This is a genomic window from Pigmentiphaga daeguensis (assembly GCF_039523035.1).
In the GTDB taxonomy this organism is placed as follows: Bacteria; Pseudomonadota; Gammaproteobacteria; order Burkholderiales; family Burkholderiaceae_B; genus Pigmentiphaga; species Pigmentiphaga daeguensis.
In genome coordinates this window covers 203,179-220,613 of sequence record NZ_BAAAEN010000006.1, presented here as the reverse complement: position 1 = coordinate 220,613, position 17,435 = coordinate 203,179, and the positions used below count along the sequence as shown (strand labels likewise).

Here is a 17,435-nt window from a genome sequence, read left to right as displayed (position 1 = left end):
TTTGTCCAGGGTTACTCGGTTGCCTTGAAGCCGGAGAGCCGCACGGCTTCTTTCCATCGCGCCGATTCCGAGGCGATGAACCGGGTGGTTTCTTCGGGAGTGGAAGGCATGGTCACGAAATCCATGTTGTTGAGCTTGGACTCGACCTCTTTGTCGGCCAGCGCCTTGACGAACGCCGCATGCAAGGCCCGGACCGGCGCCTCAGGGGTATTGCAGGGAACCATCAGCGTCGTCCACAGAAGAATCTCCAGCTCGGGATACCCCAGCTCGGTGAAGGTCGGGACGTTGGGCAGGTTGGGGCGGCGTTTGGGGCTGGTCGTGGCGAGGATCTTGACTCGCCCTTCCGCCAGGTAGGGAGCGACCGCCAGCGAGTTGACGAACGCCGCCTGGATCTGTTCTCCGATCAGGTTCTGGACGGCCGGGCTCGTGCCGTTGTATGGGACGTGGGCCATGTCCATGCCCGTTCGCTTGTTGAGGATCATGCCGGCGAAATGCGAAGGGTTGCCCGCGGTGAACGAGGCGTACGAGACCTTGCCTGGGTTTTTCAGCGTCCAGTCGATGAAGCCTTGCAGATTGTCGGCCGGAACGTTCTTGTTGACCGCCATGACCATGGGCGAACCCACGAATCCGGTGACTGCCTTGAAATCGTTGACGGGGTCATAGTTCAGGCGCGAGAAGGCGTGCGGATTGATGGCCAGCATGCCGCTGCTGGCCATCAGCACGGTATAGCCGTCCGGCGCCGCGCTCGCGCCCAGATGCGCGGCGATGGAGCCGGCGCCTCCGGGCTTGTTGTCGACGATCAGGGGCTGTCCGGTAATGCGCAGAAAAGCCTCGGCGACGACGCGCGCGCTGGAATCCAGGGTATTGCCCGCGGCGAACGGCACGATGAGACGCACGGGGCGGTCGATGGTGAATGGGTCTTGCGCGTAAGCGGCGCAATGCGGGGCCAACGCGATCAGAAGGCCACAGCGGAGCAAAGCCGAGCGGTTCATGATGTCTCCTGGGATGTCGTTGTGTCGAAAGCGGGGCTTCACCACCCCTGTAGTGCCTCGGTCAACAGGCCGGCGACGGCCGCCGGTTGTTCGAGGGGGACGAGATGGCCGGCGGTTTCTATTCCGCGCAACCGGGCGCGGGGCAGCAGTCCGGCCATTTCCTCCGATAGCGGCATGGGCGTGACGCGGTCGTCGCGGCCGCAGGCGACCAATGCTGGGCAGCGCACCTGCGGCAGCAGGTCGCGGGCGTCCCGGCGTTCCCTTACCGCACGCGTCTGCTGGATGGCTGCCTGGATACCCAGTTCTTGCGCCATGTCCGCGAGCCGGCTCTTGACCTGTTCGCGCCGGGGATGCGCGGGGCTGGTGCTGAAATCCGCAACGTTGCCGACGAAGCGGCCGTAGTCTTTTTCCATCGCGGCGATGGCTTTTAGCCTGGCGGCCGCGCCTTCTTCGGTTTCGCCGCGCGCCGAGGTGGCCAGCAGGACCAGGCCGGCGGGTTCGGGGTCGAACCGCCGGAGCAACTCCAACGCGACGTAGCCGCCCATGGAAAACCCGCAAAGCAGCAGGGGGCGATCCGTGCCTTGCTCCCCGATCGCCGCCCAGGCGGACTGCGCCATGTCGGATACGGAAGGCGAGCCGGCTACGTCGGGTATGCAGACATCGGCTCCGTCGCCCAGGCACGCGCGCACGCCGTCCCAGACGGCGGCGGTATTGAGCATGCCCGGAATGAGCACCATCAGAGGCCGGCTCATGGCTGTGTCTCCTCGCAGGTCAGCATGGCGCGCGCGGCCGATCGAAGCTCGCGCTTGAGCAGTTTGCCCACGGGGTTGCGCGGCAGGGCCTCGAAGCGCAGCAGATGCTCGGGCAGTTTGTAGACCGCCACCCGTTTCTGGCCGTGCAGGAATTCATTGATGGCGGGCAGGTCGAGCGCAGCACCCGGCTCTTCTACCACGCAGGCGCACAGCCGTTCGCCCAGCACATCGTCGGGAATGCCCACCACGGCGGCTTCCATGACCCCCGGATAGCACAGCAGCAGGCTTTCCACTTCCTCGGCGGAGATATTCATGCCGCCCCGTATGATCAGGTCTTTCGAGCGCCCCACGAAGCGGTAGTACTGGGAGCGGTCGCCGGCGATCTCGAACAGGTCGCCCGTCCGGTAGTAGCCGTCGGTGTCGAAGGCGCGGGCCGTCATGTCGGGCGAGTTGAAATAGCCGCTGAAAATCGTCGGGCCGCTGACCCTGAGTTCGCCGGGCCGCCCTGGCTCGGATATTTCTTGCCCGCTATCCGGGTCCACCAGCCTGGTCCGGATCTTCCTGGACGTGCTGACGTGCCACTCGTATCCCGGCACGCCAGCCCGCGGAAAGAACTGCGCGCGCAATGCCGGGTCGGGAATATCGACGTGGCTGCCGGACAGGGCGGCGCCTTCGTTCGAGCCGTAGTAGTTCACGATCTGCACGCCGTGGCGTTCGGCGAACGATTTCACCATCCACTCCGAAAGCGGCGCCGAACCGGAGCCGATACGCTTGAGCCGGGAGAAGGAGATGCCTTCGAGCATGTGCTCGTTCTGCAGGAGGGTGTTCAGAATCGCCGGCGCAGCCACCGTGTAGTCCACGTTTTCCTCGCGCAGCTGGCGCAGGAATACGTCGAGCGAGAAAGGGTGATGCTGGATGACCGAGGCGCCCAGCTCCAGCCAGCTGATGAAGGCGGTCGAAATGCCCGCCATGTTGACCAGCGGAAAAGGGTTGAGCAGGCGCATGCCCGGCGTCAGCTCGGCCGACTCGATGATGGACGTGCCCGTCGTTCGCCATTCGTTGTGGCTGCGCGGCACCCCCTTGGGGAAGGCTTCGGTGCCGGAGGTCCAGCAGATGGTGAAGATGTCGTTGGCGCCGATTCCGGCGGCAGCCTCGGCGACGGCGATTTCCTGGCGGTCGGCGTCGGAGCAGGGGCGGGCCAGCCAGGCATCCAGCGAGACCGTTTCGCCAAGAAGCGTGTCGCCCACCGCCAGTATGGCCTGGAGGGCGGGATGAGAGGCGCGCAGGTTGCGGAACATGGCGTCGCCGTCATGCGGCTTGGAGACGCGGCCGATGCGCGCGCAGCAGATCGCGCCGCGCGCGGCGGTCAGGTCCAGGATCTGCGCCAGTTCGTGTTCGCGGTACTGGGCCGGAACGGGCGACACGATGATGCCCAGGCGCGCGCAAGCCAGGTACAAGGCGAACTGCTCCACGCAGTTGGGCAACTGGACGACCACGATGTCGTCCCGCGCGAAACCGGAGCGCAGCAGCATCAGGCAGGCGCGGTCCACGCGGTCCGCCAGTTCCTTCCAGGAAAGGCGCTGCGGCGCGCCCGGCATGAAATCCTCGCGGTTGCAGGCGTCGGCCACCGCCAGCTGGTCGGCGCGGCCGGCCAGCTGGCGCTGGAACAATTGCCACAGCGTGGTTTCGCCCCACCAGCCCGCATCGGTGTACAGGCGGATACGGTCTTCGGATGCCAGCTTCATGGCGCGTTCCTTCCTAGTAGCCGCGGCGCAGGCGTTCGCCGCTGACCCAGGTGGCATGGAAGCCATTGGGCACGCGCTGCGGAAGACGGATGCGCGCGACGGGGCCCTGGGCGATGTCGGCCGCGTCGAAAATGACGACGAAAGACGCCTGCTTGTCGCCATCCCACAGATAGCCCACCAGGTATCCATCGTCTTCGGCGCGGCTGTTGTCGCGCGGCGCGAAGGGCGCTTCGCTGAACCACTTGCCCACGCCCTCGTGGTAGGTCGTGCAGACGTCGCGCTCCAGGTCATAGCGGACGAGTCCGCAAAAGCGCGGGTCTTCCGCGCGATTGCAGCGGCCCATGAGCACGTTCCAGGAGTACCGGGTCTTGTAGCCCTGCATCCACGAATTGATGACCGGGAACTCCTGGTTGACGATATCGTCGATGACGCGCTCGCGGGTCTGGCCCGTGCGCAGGTTGAAGCGCCATTCATGGAAGACGAAGTCGTGTTCGAGGTTGGCCAGCATCTTCGGGAAGCGCTCGGCCTCGATGTTGCCGCGCCAATCGCGCGGCAGCCGGAACGGCGTGCCCGTCATGACGATTTCCGTGCCGCCTTGACCATCGTCTTCTTCCCAGGCGTTGGAGACGTGGTACATGTAGGTGGGCGCGGCTTCGAACCAGCGGATCTGGTCCGGGGTTCCATGGCGAGGCACCACGGCAAAGCGCGAAGGCAGATGTTCGTAGAACTTCAGCTTGTGGCGCCCGGCGGCCAGCGCGTCCATGTCATAGAACAGCGGTAGGTCGTGCAGGATGGTGTAGTTCGGCGTGATCGCCATGTCGTGCGGCAGGCGCGGGCCGGGAAGCTCCACCGGAATCAGCGTCTGCAGGCGCATGTTGCGGTCCATGACGCCGTAGTGCATATAGGGCGCCTTCTTGCCGTAGGCGAAGAACAGGAAGTCGCCGGTGCGCTCGTCCACCTTGGAATGGGCGGAGATGGGCAGCGCCTTGAGACGCGGATCGAACTCGAGCTTGCCCAGGGTGGAGAGATCGTCGGGCCGCACCTGGTATACCGATCCGCCCAGGTACCACATCGAAACCAGCGAACCGGCGAAGTACTTCACGTCGGTATTCGAGGTGTTCTTGATGGGCATGTCGGGCCGCTCGGCCAACGGAGGATCCTTGATGCCGCGCCAGATCGCGGCGCCGGCCTGCATTTCTTCCCGCAGCCCGTCGGTCATGACCCAGCGGTTCTGGTAAGTGGCGCGGCCGCCTTCGAAGCGCACGGCGTGCAGCATGCCGTCGCCGTCGAACCAATGGTAGCGGCCGGTGGAGGCGAACCGCCTGTTCGGGCCGTTGCGGACGTAGATGCCGGTCAGGTCGCGGGGGATTTCTCCTTCCACGTCCAGCAGCGGTTCATGCAGTTCCTGGTCGACAGGTTCGAAGCCGCCGGACAGGGCTGGAATGTCGTCGATTCCCATGAGTGTCTCCTTTTATTTCAAGCCGCGGGACGCCTGGATTGCGTGATGCGGAAGCGGCCGGCAACGAAGGCCAGGTCCGTGAGGCTGGCGTTGCCCGCGGGGTTCAGGCCCGTGACGTGGTAGTCGCTGTATGCCGCCGCGAAATTGAGCGGCATCGGCCCCGTCTGGTTGATGGTGAGTTGCGCGCCCGCCCGGGCGTAGGCGTCTTCGGCGCGGGCGACGTAGCGTTCATCGGTGGAGTAGAGAAAAGCGGTCAGGCCGCCTTCGGCGCGGACGTCGGCGGTTGCCTGGCGCAAGGCGTCTTCGGCGTCATCGCAGGCGACGACGAAACTGATGGGCCCGAAGCGTTCCTCGGCGTACAGTGCGCGCTGTTTCTTGTCGACCTTGATCATCAGCGGGGTGCTGGTGCGGGCGGAAGGGTATTCCGGATGCGCGTAGGGCGCCGGCCGGAGCAGTATCTCGCCGCCGGCCGCGCCGTCCTGAGCCAGCTTGTCCATCGATGCCAGCGTGGCGTCGGACTGGATGGCAGCCAGGATCATCGAGGCCTTCTTGGGATCTTCGGTCAGTTCCCGCACAGCGGCCGCCAGGCGCCGCGCGATCTCGTCGAACGAGACCAGGCCGGCCGGCGTTTCGACGCCACGGCGCGGCACGTAGATGTTCTGCGGGCTGGTGCACATCTGGGCGCTGAACAGGCACAGCGTGGTCGCCAGGCTGCGCAAGGCCGCGTCCAGGTCCGCCGCGGATTCCAGCACCACGGTATTGCAGCCCGCGGTTTCGGTGAAACTGATGGCGGGCCAGGCGTTCTGCTCTACCCAGCGGCCGAAGCGCACGCCCCCGGTGAAGTCGACGATGGCGGTCTTGGGATGCTTGACCAGTGTTTTGCCGGCCGGCGCTTCCGGGGTGTCCAGGACCATGCAGACCAGGTTGGGATCGAAGCCGGCGGCGGCCAGCACCTGGCGGAACACGCGCACCGAGATCGCCATGGGGAGCACCGTCGCGGGATGCGGCTTGACGATGACCGGGTTGCCCGTGGCCAGGCTGGCCATCATCGAGGGCCATGCGTTCCAGGTGGGGAAGCTGGCGCAGGTGAAGCAGACGGCTATGCCGCGCGGGGTGATCCGATAGCGTTTGTCCAGGCGCACGCGGGTCTTGCCGAAGTCGCGTTCCCAGCGCGCGGCGCGCGGGACGTTTTCCATGGCCTGGCCGGCGTAGACCAGGGCTTCGATGCCCCGGTCGAGCGCGTTCACGCCCGATCCGGCATAGGCCATGTTGAAGCTCTGGCCGGTCGTATGCATGACTGCGTAGGTCAGCTCGAACAGGTGCTCGCGGTACAGGGTATCGAGCACCTCCATCAGCACGCCCAGCCTGGCCTCGGGCGATGCCGCGGCCCAGGCGGGCATGGCGGCCTCGGCCGCGTCGAACAGCGCATCGGCCGGGGCCCATTCGTACACTGTGCCGAGCGCGGCCCGGGTGTACGGAGAAACCTCCTGCGCCGAGGCGGCGAAGCTGCCCGCCACGCCTGCCTGGGCAAGCGCGAAGCGGGCGCCATGATGGCTGGTGAAGGCGGCCAGCCCGGCCTCCCGCGCCCGGTCCGCATCGGGATATTTGCCCGGCATGTCGGGATACGGGCTCCAATAGCTGCGTGCCGCGCACGCCTGGCGCGCGGCTTCCAGCAGGCTTCGGTGTTTTTCGTAGAGCGAGGCCGGATCGGCCGTGGCTGCGGACGTCATGCTATCTCCCGGTCTTGTTGATGCCAGTAGCGTTGGCGCAATGCGCGCTTGTCGGGTTTGCCCAGCCCGGTCAGGGGCAGCGCGTCGACGAAGTCGACGGACTTGGGGGCGTGTACGGAGCCTTTGCGGGCGCGTATGTAGTCGATCAGTTCCTGGGGCTGGATGCGCTCGCCGCGCCGCACGACGATGGCCTTGACGGCCTCGCCCCATTTGGCGTCGGGGATCCCGATGACCGCCGAGGCATGGACTTCCGGATGGGTGGCGAGCACGTCCTCGATTTCCCTGGGATAGATGTTGAAGCCGCCCGAAATGATCAGATCCTTGCGGCGATCGACCAGATAGAAATAGCCGTCGTCGTCCTGCCGGGCAAGGTCGCCGGTATGCAGCCAGCCGTCGCGCAGGGTTGCCGCGGTTTCGTCGGCGGCGTTGTGGTAGCCGCTCATCAGCAAGGGGCCGCGCACGCAGATTTCGCCGATCTGGCCCGCCGCCGCCGGCTGGTTCAGATCGTCGAGCAGCCGCACATCCAGGCCGGGGAACGGCCGCCCGGCGGAGGCCAGCCGTGCTTCGTCGGCCGCGGCATGCGCGGCCTGGTCGAGGATCAGGATGGTGTTGGGCGCCTCGGTCTGGCCGTAGGTCTGGACCAGCACCGGGCCGAACACCGACAGGGCTTCGCGTATCCGGGGCGGCGAGATCGGCGCGGCGCCGTAGACCAGCGCGCGCAGGCTGGACAGGTCGGCGCCGCGCGTGGCCGGATGATCCAGCAGCGCGTAGATCATGGTCGGAACGATGAAGGTCGTGTTGATGCCTTCGGCCTGGACGGTGGCCAGCCAGCGTTCGGCCGAAAAGCCCCGTTGCAGATAGACCGTGCCGCCGCGCGCCAGCGTCGGATAGATGAGCGATCCAGCGCCGTGCGAGATCGGCGCCGAGCACAGGCAGCGCACGCCGTCCGGCCATTCCAGTCCTTCCAGCCATAGCCGCGCGTTGGCCGCCATCGCCCGGTTGCTCAGCATGACGCCTTTGGGCTTGCCGGTGGTGCCGCCGGTATAGGCCAGCCGGATGATGTCCTCGGGTTCGCCGCGCACCTGGGCAGCCGGCTCGGCCGCATGGGCTTCTTGCCAGAACGGCGGGAGGCCGTCCCCCGTATCGTGCGAGCGCCAGTGTCCGACGCGGACGCAGCGTTCCTTCAGCCACGCGAGGCGCTCCGCATAGGGGGATTCGCCGACCACGAGGGCGGGACGGCAGTCGTCGAGGATGGCGGCATGGTCGTTCGCGCCCGCCACCGGATGCAGGGTCACCGAACGAAAGCCGCCGATGTAGGCCGCTGCCATGATGCAGAACATCTCGTTCCGGTTGCCGGACAACTGCGCAACGGTATCGCCGGGACGCAGTCCCAGCCTGCCGAAGATGCCTAAAGCCGTGGCGATGCGTTGCTCCAGTTCGCCATAGCTCAGGCGGTGGGTCTCGTCCACCAGCGCCAGCCGGTCGGGCCAGCGCCGCAGCGCCGCTAGGATGAGGTCGCCCAGGCGCGAGGGGACGTTCATGCTTTCTCCAGAATCGTTACGGCGGCCACGGCCTCCTCGCCGTCATAGAAGCCGCCGCCGTTTTCCGCGGCGGCCAGCCGGGCGTCGGCCACTTGCCGCGATCCGGCCTCGCCCCGCAACTGGGTGATCAGTTCATGCAGCTGGATGATGCCGGTGGCGGCAATGGGGTGGCCCTTGGAAACGAGTCCGCCGGAAGTATTGACCGGGATGCGGCCGCCCAGCGTGGTCGCGCCGCTCTCGGCCAGCCTCGCGCCGGCACCGATTTCGCACAGGCCCAGGTTTTCCACGTGCCGGATCTCGGCAAAGGCCGACGCGTCGTGAACTTCCGCCACGTCGATATCGCCGGGGGCCACGCCAGCCTGTTTATACGCCTCGAGGGCCGCCAGCCGCCCGACGTGGTGGTCGAAATCATCCGGTGCGCGTTCGACGCCGCTTGCCAGCGCCGTTGCCCGGATACGGACGGCGCGGCCGCGGCCGAACCTGCCGAGGGCTGATTCGCTGCACAGGACCAAGGCACCCGCGCCGTCACTGATGGGCGCGCACATGGCGCGCGTCAGGGGCCAGCTGATCAGCGGCGTCGCCAGCACCTGGTCGGCGTCGAGCGGCGTGCGGTATTGGGCCAGCGGGTTGAACTGCGAATGCCAGTGGTTCTTGGCCGCCACCAGCGCCAGCTGGCGCTGGGTGGCGCCGTACAGGACCATGTAGTGCCGCGCCATGGCGGCATAACTGTCCATGAAGATGCTGCGCTGCTCCGCTTGCGTGTCCGGCGGCGTGGCGAGTCCGGCCGACAAGGCTTGCAGCCGCTCCAGCTGTCCGTGCGCGAGTTCTCTGTCCATGCCGCCCCAGAACGCCTCGAACATACGCTCGCGCTTTTCCGGGAAGAACATTTTCTCGGCCCCCACGACCAGGGCGACGTCGCAGACGCCGGCGCGCAGGGCTGCCCAGGCCTGATTGACGCCGGTCGAGGAACTGGCGCATGCATTGTCGCAATTGATGATGGGAGCGCCCTGCAGGCCCAGGGCGCGCAGCGCGCACTGGCCGCGGATTCCGTACTGGCCTTCCAGCACTCCTTGCCGCGTGTTCGAGAACCAGGCCGATTGGACGTCGGCGAGCGTGCAGCCGGCATCCGCCAAGGCGGCGTCGACCGCGATCTTCGTCAGTTGCTTGACTGACAGCTGCGGCTGCTTGCCGAGCTGTGTCATGCCGGCGCCGACGATGTATACGTCGTTCATGCCGTCTCCAGGTTTATCGTCTTGATGTTCCGGATTATGATAAAAAACTCGGGAAATAATCCAATCTTGTTTTGAATATTGAAATAAAGAGAAAAAATGCGAACAGAAGCCCCGGCATCCCAGACCGTGGCCCGTGCCATGGAGCTACTGCGGCTGGTGTCGAGCAGCCGCCGGGAAGGCATGCGGCTCAACGACATCGTCGAGATCGGCGAGCTGAGCAAGCCCACCGTGTATCGGCTGTTGAAAGAACTGGTCAATTGCGGGTTGCTGATGCGCTCGCCCGACAAGCGGTATTTCCTTGGCCAGTTCGCCTACGAGCTGGGGTTGTCCGCCTCCGCGCACTTTCATCTGAGGGAGATGTGCCAGCCCTACGTATCACGCATCGCGCAAGAGACCGGCGATACCGTTTTCCTGGTCGTCAGGAGCGGCCCGGATTCGTTCTGCCTCGATCGCCAGACTGGCAACTATCCGATCAAGGTGTTTTCGGTCGAGGTGGGCCACCGGCAACCCCTGGGGATAGGCGCGGGCGGGCTGGCCTTGCTGAGCTGGCTGCCGCAGGACGAGCGCGAGGCTGTCATCGCCCGGAACTCGGTGCGTCTGTCCATGTACGGCGGGCTCGATGAGCGGCGCTTGCGCCGGCTGGTCGAAGAGGCCAGGGGAGCCGGCCATTCCCGGATTGCCGACTTCGCCATCCCGGGCGTGACGGGCGTGGGCGTGCCGGTGCTGGACCGGGTGGGCGTTCCCATGCTGGCCCTGAGCGTGACGTCGGTGTCGGCCCGCATGGCGCCGTCGCATCAGGGCGAAGCCCTGCACGTGCTGTGCCAGGAGGCGGCGAAACTCCAGGGTTTGCTGAACAACACCGCTCCCGCTTTGCGTAAATAGCGCCGGCCTTCAGGAAATGATGTCGGCGCCGGGCGTGGTGGCCACCGGCAGGCCTTTGCCCCATGCCGTGTCCAGGTGCTCGAATCCTCCTATTGCCGCCAGCTGGGGATGATCCAGGACGCCTTGCAGATCCAGCACCGGCGCGCCCATGGCGCCGGCGGCGGCGAACGCGCGGTCGCATTCGGCCGAATCCAGCAGCGTCATCCGCGCCGCGACCAGCTCATCCAGCGCGGCGCGATGGTCTATGCGCAGCTGGCGGCTGGCGAATCGGGGATCCCGCGCGATCTCGGGACACGACAAGGCCTCGCATACCTGTTCGAACTGGGCTTGCGTCGTCACGGCCACCATGTACCAGCCGTCGCGCGTGCGATAGGCGCCGTTCGGCGAACTGAACAGGTCGCGCGGGCGGCCCTGTTCGCATGCATGCTCGAACAGGCGGGGCCCCAGAAACGCGGCGGCGGCATGGAGCAATCCCACATCGTGCGCCGACCCCGAGCCGCTTCGCCAGCGGCGGATCAGCGCGGCCAGCACGGTCTGGAACGCATACATGCCGGCCAGCATGTCGATGGGGAAATAGGCCAGCGGCCGGGGATGGCCCTGGGCCGTCCGGTTGATCGTCATCCATCCTCCCAAGGCCTGTATCACGCCGTCCACTGCGGGGCGGGAAGCCATGGGCCCCGTCGTGCCGAAGCCGGAAATGGTGCAGTGGACCAGCTCCGGACGGGCAGCCAGCATGGCCTGCGCGCCCAGGCCCATGCGTTCGAGCACGCCCGGGCGGAAGCTGGCGAGCAGCACGTCGCTTTGCATCGCCAGTTCGATCGCCGCTTGCCGCCCGTCGCTCGAGCGCAGGTCCAGGGTGCGGCGCTGCTTGCCGCGGTTGAGATACCAGTAATGGGGCCCTTGCCCATGCGCCTGGACGCCCAGATGCTGCAGCCAATCGCCTCCCGGCGGTTCGATCTTGACGACTTCCGCGCCCTGCTGGGCCAGCAGCAGCCCGCAGTAGGGGCCTGCCACGCCCTGCGACAGATCGCAGATCTTCACTCCGGCAAGAGGCAGTTGCGATGGCGGGGCAGGCTTGGAACTCGAAAAGGCGGATGCTGACATGGGGGAGGACCTCGTCACGAAATCCTCGCATGTTGCCGCCATCGGCGGCCGCATGCAGCACGCGGGTTTCAATTGCTGGAATCGATGCGTGTTTTCCTGCCGTCGTTCATGCCGTTGCCGGCCGCGCGCATGGTTCGGCCCGCCCGCTCGGCCTGGCAGGCGGAACGGGTCGCGTCATTTCGCAAGCTTCACCTGGCCGCTCTCTACCATCGCGCCGTAGCGCTTGGACGCTTCCTGGACGATGTTGCGGAAATACTCGGGCGTGCTGCCCACCGGCTCGTACCCCATGGCCGCGAAAGACGCGCGGGCGGACGGCGACTGGATCGCCTTGACCAAGGCGGCGTTCAGCCGTTCCAGCACCGCCGGGGGGATGCCCGCCGGGGCAATGAATCCCGCCCAGCCATCGGTGGAGAAATCCATGCCGGCCTCCTTGAAGGTGGGCACGTCGGGATACGATTCGACCCGTTTTTTGGCCGCGACCGCCAGCGCGCGCACTTTGCCGCTGTCGACGAAGGTCTTGGCGCCCTGGCCGGCCAGCATGTAGTCGATCTGGCCGCCGGCCAGGTCGGCCAGCGCCCCGCTTTCCCCCTTGTAGGGCACGTGCACGGTCTGGATGCCGGCCAGGTTGGCGAAATAGACGTTGTTGAAATGGAAGCTGGTGCCCGCGCCGGGCGTGCCGTAGTTCAACTGGCCTGGCCGGCTCTTGGCCAGGGCGATGAATTCCTTCAGTCCGCCCGAGGGCAGGATCTTTTTGCTGGCCACCAGCACCATGAAGGTATCGACGGCAACGGTGACCGGCGCGAAATCCTTCAGCGGTTCGATGCCGTAGCCGGGATCGGTCAAGGGCAGGGTGACCATGGTGGCGGGTACGGCCAGCCCTACGGTGTAGCCGTCCTTGGGCGCTCGCCGCAGATAGTCCATGCCGATCTTGCCGCCCGCGCCGGGCTTGTTTTCGACGACCACGGGCTGGCCGAGTTCGCGCGCGGCGTTATCGGCGACGGTGCGCGCCACCGCATCGGTCAACCCGCCCGGGGCATAGGGAACGACGATGGTGATCGGCCGGGTCGGCCAGTCCGCTCGCGCCGGGCCGGTGCTGGCCAGGGTGAGCGCGGCCAGTAGTATGGCTGTACGTAGCATGAGGGAGTCTCCTTTGTTCGGTCCGGCCAGATTGCCGGCCTGATGTTCGCGGATCGGGATTCTTGGTTATGAGCAGGCGGGTTGACGACAAGCTACCCGGCACCATTCCGGAATGCGGATCTGGCATGCTTCGGTGCCGCGCGCGAATGCGCGCGCGTTGTGCAGGAGGAACTTTCATGTCCATCATTCCCGATATGCGGAAATCATCTTCTGGCAATACCCGGACGGCCAATGTCGAGGGCCGGCGCGGCGATTTCATGACCTCGCTGGCCAAGGGGCTCGAGATCCTGGCTGCTTTCGAGGTCGGCCGTCCCCTGGGCAACCAGGAGCTGGTCGTGATTACCGGCCTGCCCAAGACCACCGTTTCGCGCATGACCGGCACATTGGCATCGCTGGGCTATCTGCGCCTGGACGAACAGAGCCGCAAATATTCGATGGGCGCCCGGGTGCTGGGGCTGGGCGCCAGCGTGCAGCGCCACATAGGCCTGCTGCGCACGGCCCGCCCTCATATGCAGCGCCTGGCGGACGAACAGGACATTGCCGTGATCCTGGGCGCGCGCGACCGCACGGGGCTGGTTTTCCTGGAGGTGATCCATCCTCCTCGCAACGAGCTGACGATCAATACCGACGCCGGTTCGGTCGTGCCCATCGAACGCACGTCCATCGGGCTGGCGTATCTGGTCGCCGCGCCCGTGCGCGAGCGTGTGCATATGCTGCATGCGCTGCGCGAGGCGCATCCGGACAACTGGGAAGACGTGCGCGGCGTGGTCGAACGGGCGCACAAGAGCTATCGCGAGCGGGGTTTCGTGGTGTCCCAGCGCGGCCGGGGCGGGTTGATCTGCGGCGTGGGCGTGCCCATGGTGCTGGGGCCGAAGGGCATCTTTTCCTTTGCCTGCGTGGGGCCTCGCATCCAGTTGCCCGAGGTGCGCCTGGTCCAGGTTCTGGGGCCGCGCCTGGTGGAGACGGTGGCCGCCATAGGACAAGCCATGCGCGCCGCCGGACCTTACCTTGGATAGGGCGTCACTCGCCATTGCGATCCGGATTGCGGAACTCGGCTTGCAAGGCCATTTTCCCCGGTCCGGCGGCTGCCTAGAGTGCGAAGCGTACCGACTCCACCAACGAGCGCTTCGATGATCAAACGACTACCCGACTACGCCGTCAGCGGCGATTCCGACACCACCGTATTTCTGCTGCACGGCGCCTATGGCTGCAAGGACTATTTCCGGCCCCTGACCGCCACGCTGGTGCAGGCCGGCTACCGCGTCGTCGCCTGGGACGCCCCGGGCTACGGCCTGAGCCCGCTGCCTGCCGAGGGGCTGTCGATCGAATATCTGGCGGAGGCCGCGGCCAGGCTGATCGAACACACGGGCGGCCGGCGCAACGTCGTGATGGGCCACAGCATGGGCGGCATCACGGCGCCGCTGGTCACGCGTCTTGCGGGCGACCGGGTGCATGGGCTGGTGGTTTCCGCGACGCTGGGCTCGTTCGCCCGCAAGTCGGCGCAGGATAAGGTCACCTTCCTGGAAGAGCGCATCGCCCCGCTCAAGCGCGGCGTGCCTTTCCGCACGGCCGCCGAGTCCGTGGTGCGTTCGATGTTCGCGCCTGGTTCGGCCGGGCCCCTGGTGGACCTGGTGCGCGAGGTCGCCCTGTCGATGTCGGCCGATACCTTCTGCGCGGCCATCGAAGCCATCGTGAACTACGACGGGCTGCAGACGATGCGGGAGGTCAGCGTCCCGGCGCTGCTGATCGCCGGCGCGCAGGACAAGGTCGGCCGGCCCGAGGGCATGCGCGAACTTACCGCCGTCATCCCGGGCGCGCGCTTCGTCTGCATCGAAGGCGCCGGCCACTATGCCTTTGCCGAGCAGCCCGATGCCTTCAATGCCGCGCTGCTGCCCTTTCTGGCCGAGTGCGTGGCCGGCGGGCACCGCGATGCGCAGGTTCGGGCATGATGCCGGCCGATCTGGTCCTGCTGCCGGGACTGAACAATACGGCAGCGGTATTCGATGAAGTGACGGCGGCCTTGCCGGATGGCATCCGCGGGCATGGTGTGGACCTGCCCGCGCTGGAGACCGTCGAGGAACTGGCCGATCACGTGCTGCGCGAGGCGCCCGAGCGTTTCTGGCTGGGAGGTTTTTCGTTCGGCGGCTATGTCGCGATGGCCATGCTCGAGCGGGCGCCCGAGCGGGTCCAGGGCATTGCCTTGATCTGCTCGGGGCCGGCGGCCGATACGCCGGCCCAGGTCGCCAAGCGGCACGAGGCCATCGCCGGCGCCCGCCAGGGCAACTACGTGGAAACGGCCGCGGCATCCACGGCCCCCTTCCATCCGGACAGTCTGGCGCGCCCCGAATTGCTGGGGCGCCGCCGGGCCATCGTGCAGGCCTACGGCGCGCCACGCTATGTCGCGCATTGCTCGGCCTGCATCGCCAGGCCGGACCGCACCGCGCTGCTGGACGGCAGCCGACCGACCCTGCTCGTAACCACCACGCACGACAAGGTCGTGGCGCCGGCAATCCTGGAGCGCCTGGCCGCTGCCGTGCCGGGCAGCCGGCTGGAAACCCTGGCCGGGGCCGGCCACCTGCTGCCGATGGAGCAGCCCGCCGCGCTGGCCAAGGTTCTGGCGCGGTGGATCGCGGATGGGGGCGCGTCGTGACGCCGCTTCCCTTGCAGGGGCTGAGGGTGTTCGACCTGAGCCAGGGAGTGGCCGCCCCCTACTGCACCATGCTGCTGGCCGCGCAAGGGGCCGACGTGATCAAGGTCGAACCGTTCGAGGGCGACTGGATACGTTCGGGCCGCAATCAATACCGCGGACATACGGCGGCCTCCATCACGGTCAATCTCGGCAAGCGCAGCATCGCGCTCGATCTCAAGCATCCGGAAGGCCCCGAAACGGCGCGCCGCATCGCCGCCGGATGCGACATCGTGATCGAGAGTTTCCGACCCGGCGTTGCCGCGCGGCTGGGCCTGGACGATGCCAAGCTGCGCGCCGGCCGTCCCGGCCTGATCTATGCCTCGGTCTCGGGGTTCGGCCAGGAAGGACCGCTGAGCCGGCGCGGCGTGGTGGACCAGATCATGCAGGCATTCTGCGGCTGGATGACCCTGAACGCCGATGCGGCGGGCCGGCCCCAGCGCACGCGCAACGTCGTGCTGGCCGACCAGATCACCGGACTCTACACGCACCAGGCCATCAGCGGCGCCCTGATCGGCAAGCTGCGGCATGGCGCCGGCGCGCGCCTGGACATTTCGCTGATGGGGGCGATGGCGGCCTTTCTCGCGCCGCGGTTGATCGCCGCCGGCACGGGCGGCGGCGAAGCCGGGCAGGTCTATTTCGCGGCGCCGACGGGCGAATACCCCACGCGCGCCGGCGTGCTGATGCTGGCGGCCCGCAAGCCCGCGGAATTCCAGCGCTTTTGCGAGGCCATCGGCCGCCCCGACCTGAGCGTGGACGAACGCTTCGCCACGCAGGAGGCGCGCAACCGCTGCTCGGCCGAGCTGGACCGCGAGATCTCCCTGAGCTTGTCCGCGCGCACCGCCGATGAATGGGAGGCCCTGTTGAACGAACGCGGCGTCATGGCCAGCGTGGTGCGCGGGGTCGGTCAATTCATGGCCTCGGAACAGATGCAGTCCGCGGGGCTGGTGGAGACGGTGGACGTGGCGGGCGTGGGCGAGTGCCCGCTGGTGCGCCTGCCCGGGGCGCCCGCCTGGTCGGCGCGAGACCAGGCGCCAGCCGTCCCGGCCATCGGGCAGCACGGCGGCGATATCCTGCGCGAGGCCGGCCTGGCCGAGCGCGACATACAACGGCTGGCCGCAGGACGGTGCGTGCGCCTGCCCACTACGGAAGAAGTGCCATCTCATGTCTCGTGAACTGTTGCGTTCCCTGCGTCTGCCCATCGTCTCGGCACCCATGTTCCTGCTGTCCGGCCCCGAACTCGTGCTGGCCGCCTGCAAGGCCGGCATCGTGGGCGCGTTCCCCACTCCCAATGCGCGTCCCATCGACGTGCTGGACCAGTGGATGCGCACCATTACCGAAGGCCTGGAAGCGGCGCGCGCCGCCGATCCGGGCGCCCGGATCGGCCCTTGGGCGGCGAACCTGGTCACGCATTCTTCCAACTCCAGGCTGCCGGAGGACCTGGCGCTGGTCGCCCGCTACAAGCCGCCCATCGTCATCACCGCGCTGGGCAGTCCGCGGCCGGCCATTGATGTCGTGCACGGCTACGGCGGCATCGTGCTGGCCGACGTGATCGACTTGCGGCTGGCCCGCAAGGCGGTCGCCGCCGGCGCCGACGGACTGGCGTGCGTCAGCGCCGGGGCCGGCGGCCACACCGGCAGCCTGTCGCCGTTCGCATTCATCAGCGCGGTGCGGCAGTTCTTCGACGGCATCATTGCCGTCGGCGGCGGCATCGCCGACGGCTGGGGCGCGGCCGGCGCGATCGCCGCCGGAGCCGATCTGGTCTACATGGGCACCCGTTTCCTGGCGACCCGCGAAAGCCGTGCGCCGGACGCCTACAAGCAGATGGTGGTCGAGTGCGATACCGAACATCTGATCGTCAGCAGCGGCATCACCGGCACCCCGGCAAGCTGGCTCAAGCCGTCGCTTACGGCCAACGGTATCGATCCCGGCACGCTGGCGGCCAGCAGCGCCAGGCATTACGACAGCAACACGCCTTTCGCGAAAAAGCGCTGGCTGGACGTGTGGGCCGCGGGGCAGGGGCTGGGGGTGATAGAGGACGCGCCGGACGTGGCGGACCTGGTCGACAGATTGGAGCGAGAGTATCGGCGGGCGGGCGAGCGGTTCGACGCACTGCAGCGCGCGGCTTAGCGTCGGTCAGCTTGGCGCGGAGCCGGCGGCGCAGGCCTGTTAAAA

Annotated in this window: 15 protein-coding genes; 6 read left to right on the top strand and 9 right to left on the bottom strand. The window is 67.3% G+C overall.

Annotation, left to right across the window (positions count from 1 at the left end; all coding sequences use genetic code 11):
* Nucleotides 1–11: 11 nt before the first annotated feature.
* The 7 genes from ABD104_RS10800 to ABD104_RS10770 are packed head-to-tail and all read right to left on the bottom strand — an operon-like array spanning nt 12 to nt 9,451.
* On the bottom strand, nt 12–992 hold the full coding sequence (locus tag ABD104_RS10800; protein WP_343927507.1) for a Bug family tripartite tricarboxylate transporter substrate binding protein: 981 nt from the start codon (nt 990–992) through the stop codon (nt 12–14).
* 38 nt (nt 993–1,030) lie between these two features.
* The gene (locus tag ABD104_RS10795; protein WP_343927506.1) at nt 1,031–1,744 is read right to left on the bottom strand and encodes an alpha/beta fold hydrolase; all 714 of its coding nucleotides are present in this window, start codon (nt 1,742–1,744) and stop codon (nt 1,031–1,033) included.
* Nucleotides 1,741–3,489 carry a class I adenylate-forming enzyme family protein gene (locus ABD104_RS10790; RefSeq protein WP_343927505.1) on the bottom strand — a complete coding sequence of 583 codons (1,749 nt, stop codon included), beginning with the start codon at nt 3,487–3,489 and terminating at the stop codon, nt 1,741–1,743. Before ABD104_RS10790 ends, ABD104_RS10795 begins: the two co-directional genes overlap by 4 nt.
* 13 nt (nt 3,490–3,502) lie before the next feature.
* Nucleotides 3,503–4,948: a carotenoid oxygenase family protein gene (locus tag ABD104_RS10785; protein WP_343927504.1), complete on the bottom strand. Its 1,446-nt coding sequence runs from the start codon at nt 4,946–4,948 to the stop codon at nt 3,503–3,505.
* Between the two features lie 17 nt (nt 4,949–4,965).
* Nucleotides 4,966–6,678: a phenylacetic acid degradation protein PaaN gene (paaN, locus tag ABD104_RS10780; protein ID WP_343927503.1), complete on the bottom strand. Its 1,713-nt coding sequence runs from the start codon at nt 6,676–6,678 to the stop codon at nt 4,966–4,968.
* Entirely contained in the window at nt 6,675–8,219 is a 1,545-nt protein-coding gene (locus ABD104_RS10775; protein ID WP_343927502.1) for an AMP-binding protein, read from the bottom strand. The genes paaN and ABD104_RS10775 overlap by 4 nt, the downstream gene beginning before the upstream one ends.
* Nucleotides 8,216–9,451 carry a thiolase family protein gene (locus ABD104_RS10770; protein ID WP_343927501.1) on the bottom strand — a complete coding sequence of 412 codons (1,236 nt, stop codon included), beginning with the start codon at nt 9,449–9,451 and terminating at the stop codon, nt 8,216–8,218. The genes ABD104_RS10775 and ABD104_RS10770 overlap by 4 nt, the downstream gene beginning before the upstream one ends.
* 96 nt (nt 9,452–9,547) lie before the next feature.
* Here ABD104_RS10770 and ABD104_RS10765 point away from each other — a divergent pair, with 96 nt between their 5' ends.
* Nucleotides 9,548–10,333, top strand: coding sequence for an IclR family transcriptional regulator (locus tag ABD104_RS10765; protein ID WP_343927500.1), 786 nt, complete (start codon nt 9,548–9,550; stop codon nt 10,331–10,333).
* Nucleotides 10,334–10,342: 9 nt separating this feature from the next.
* Here ABD104_RS10765 and ABD104_RS10760 read toward each other — a convergent pair whose 3' ends face one another.
* Nucleotides 10,343–11,437 (bottom strand): CaiB/BaiF CoA transferase family protein, encoded by a 1,095-nt coding sequence (locus tag ABD104_RS10760; protein ID WP_343927499.1) that lies wholly within the window; start codon nt 11,435–11,437, stop codon nt 10,343–10,345.
* Nucleotides 11,438–11,611: 174 nt separating this feature from the next.
* Nucleotides 11,612–12,574, bottom strand: a complete 963-nt coding sequence (locus ABD104_RS10755) for a Bug family tripartite tricarboxylate transporter substrate binding protein (RefSeq protein WP_343927498.1) — start codon at nt 12,572–12,574, stop codon at nt 11,612–11,614.
* Between the two features lie 176 nt (nt 12,575–12,750).
* On the opposite strand from ABD104_RS10755, the gene ABD104_RS10750 reads away from it, so the two are divergent.
* The 5 genes from ABD104_RS10750 (at nt 12,751) to ABD104_RS10730 (ending at nt 17,390) form a co-directional block, all read left to right on the top strand.
* Nucleotides 12,751–13,590 (top strand): IclR family transcriptional regulator, encoded by an 840-nt coding sequence (locus ABD104_RS10750; protein ID WP_343927497.1) that lies wholly within the window; start codon nt 12,751–12,753, stop codon nt 13,588–13,590.
* A 114-nt stretch (nt 13,591–13,704) separates the two neighbouring features.
* Complete coding sequence (locus tag ABD104_RS10745; RefSeq protein ID WP_343927496.1) at nt 13,705–14,523, top strand: alpha/beta fold hydrolase; 819 nt, start codon at nt 13,705–13,707, stop codon at nt 14,521–14,523.
* Complete coding sequence (locus ABD104_RS10740; protein ID WP_343927495.1) at nt 14,520–15,224, top strand: alpha/beta fold hydrolase; 705 nt, start codon at nt 14,520–14,522, stop codon at nt 15,222–15,224. The genes ABD104_RS10745 and ABD104_RS10740 overlap by 4 nt, the downstream gene beginning before the upstream one ends.
* Nucleotides 15,221–16,435, top strand: a complete 1,215-nt coding sequence (locus ABD104_RS10735) for a CaiB/BaiF CoA transferase family protein (protein WP_343927494.1) — start codon at nt 15,221–15,223, stop codon at nt 16,433–16,435. The genes ABD104_RS10740 and ABD104_RS10735 overlap by 4 nt, the downstream gene beginning before the upstream one ends.
* Complete coding sequence (locus ABD104_RS10730) at nt 16,425–17,390, top strand: NAD(P)H-dependent flavin oxidoreductase (RefSeq protein WP_343927493.1); 966 nt, start codon at nt 16,425–16,427, stop codon at nt 17,388–17,390. The genes ABD104_RS10735 and ABD104_RS10730 overlap by 11 nt, the downstream gene beginning before the upstream one ends.
* Nucleotides 17,391–17,435 lie beyond the last annotated feature (45 nt).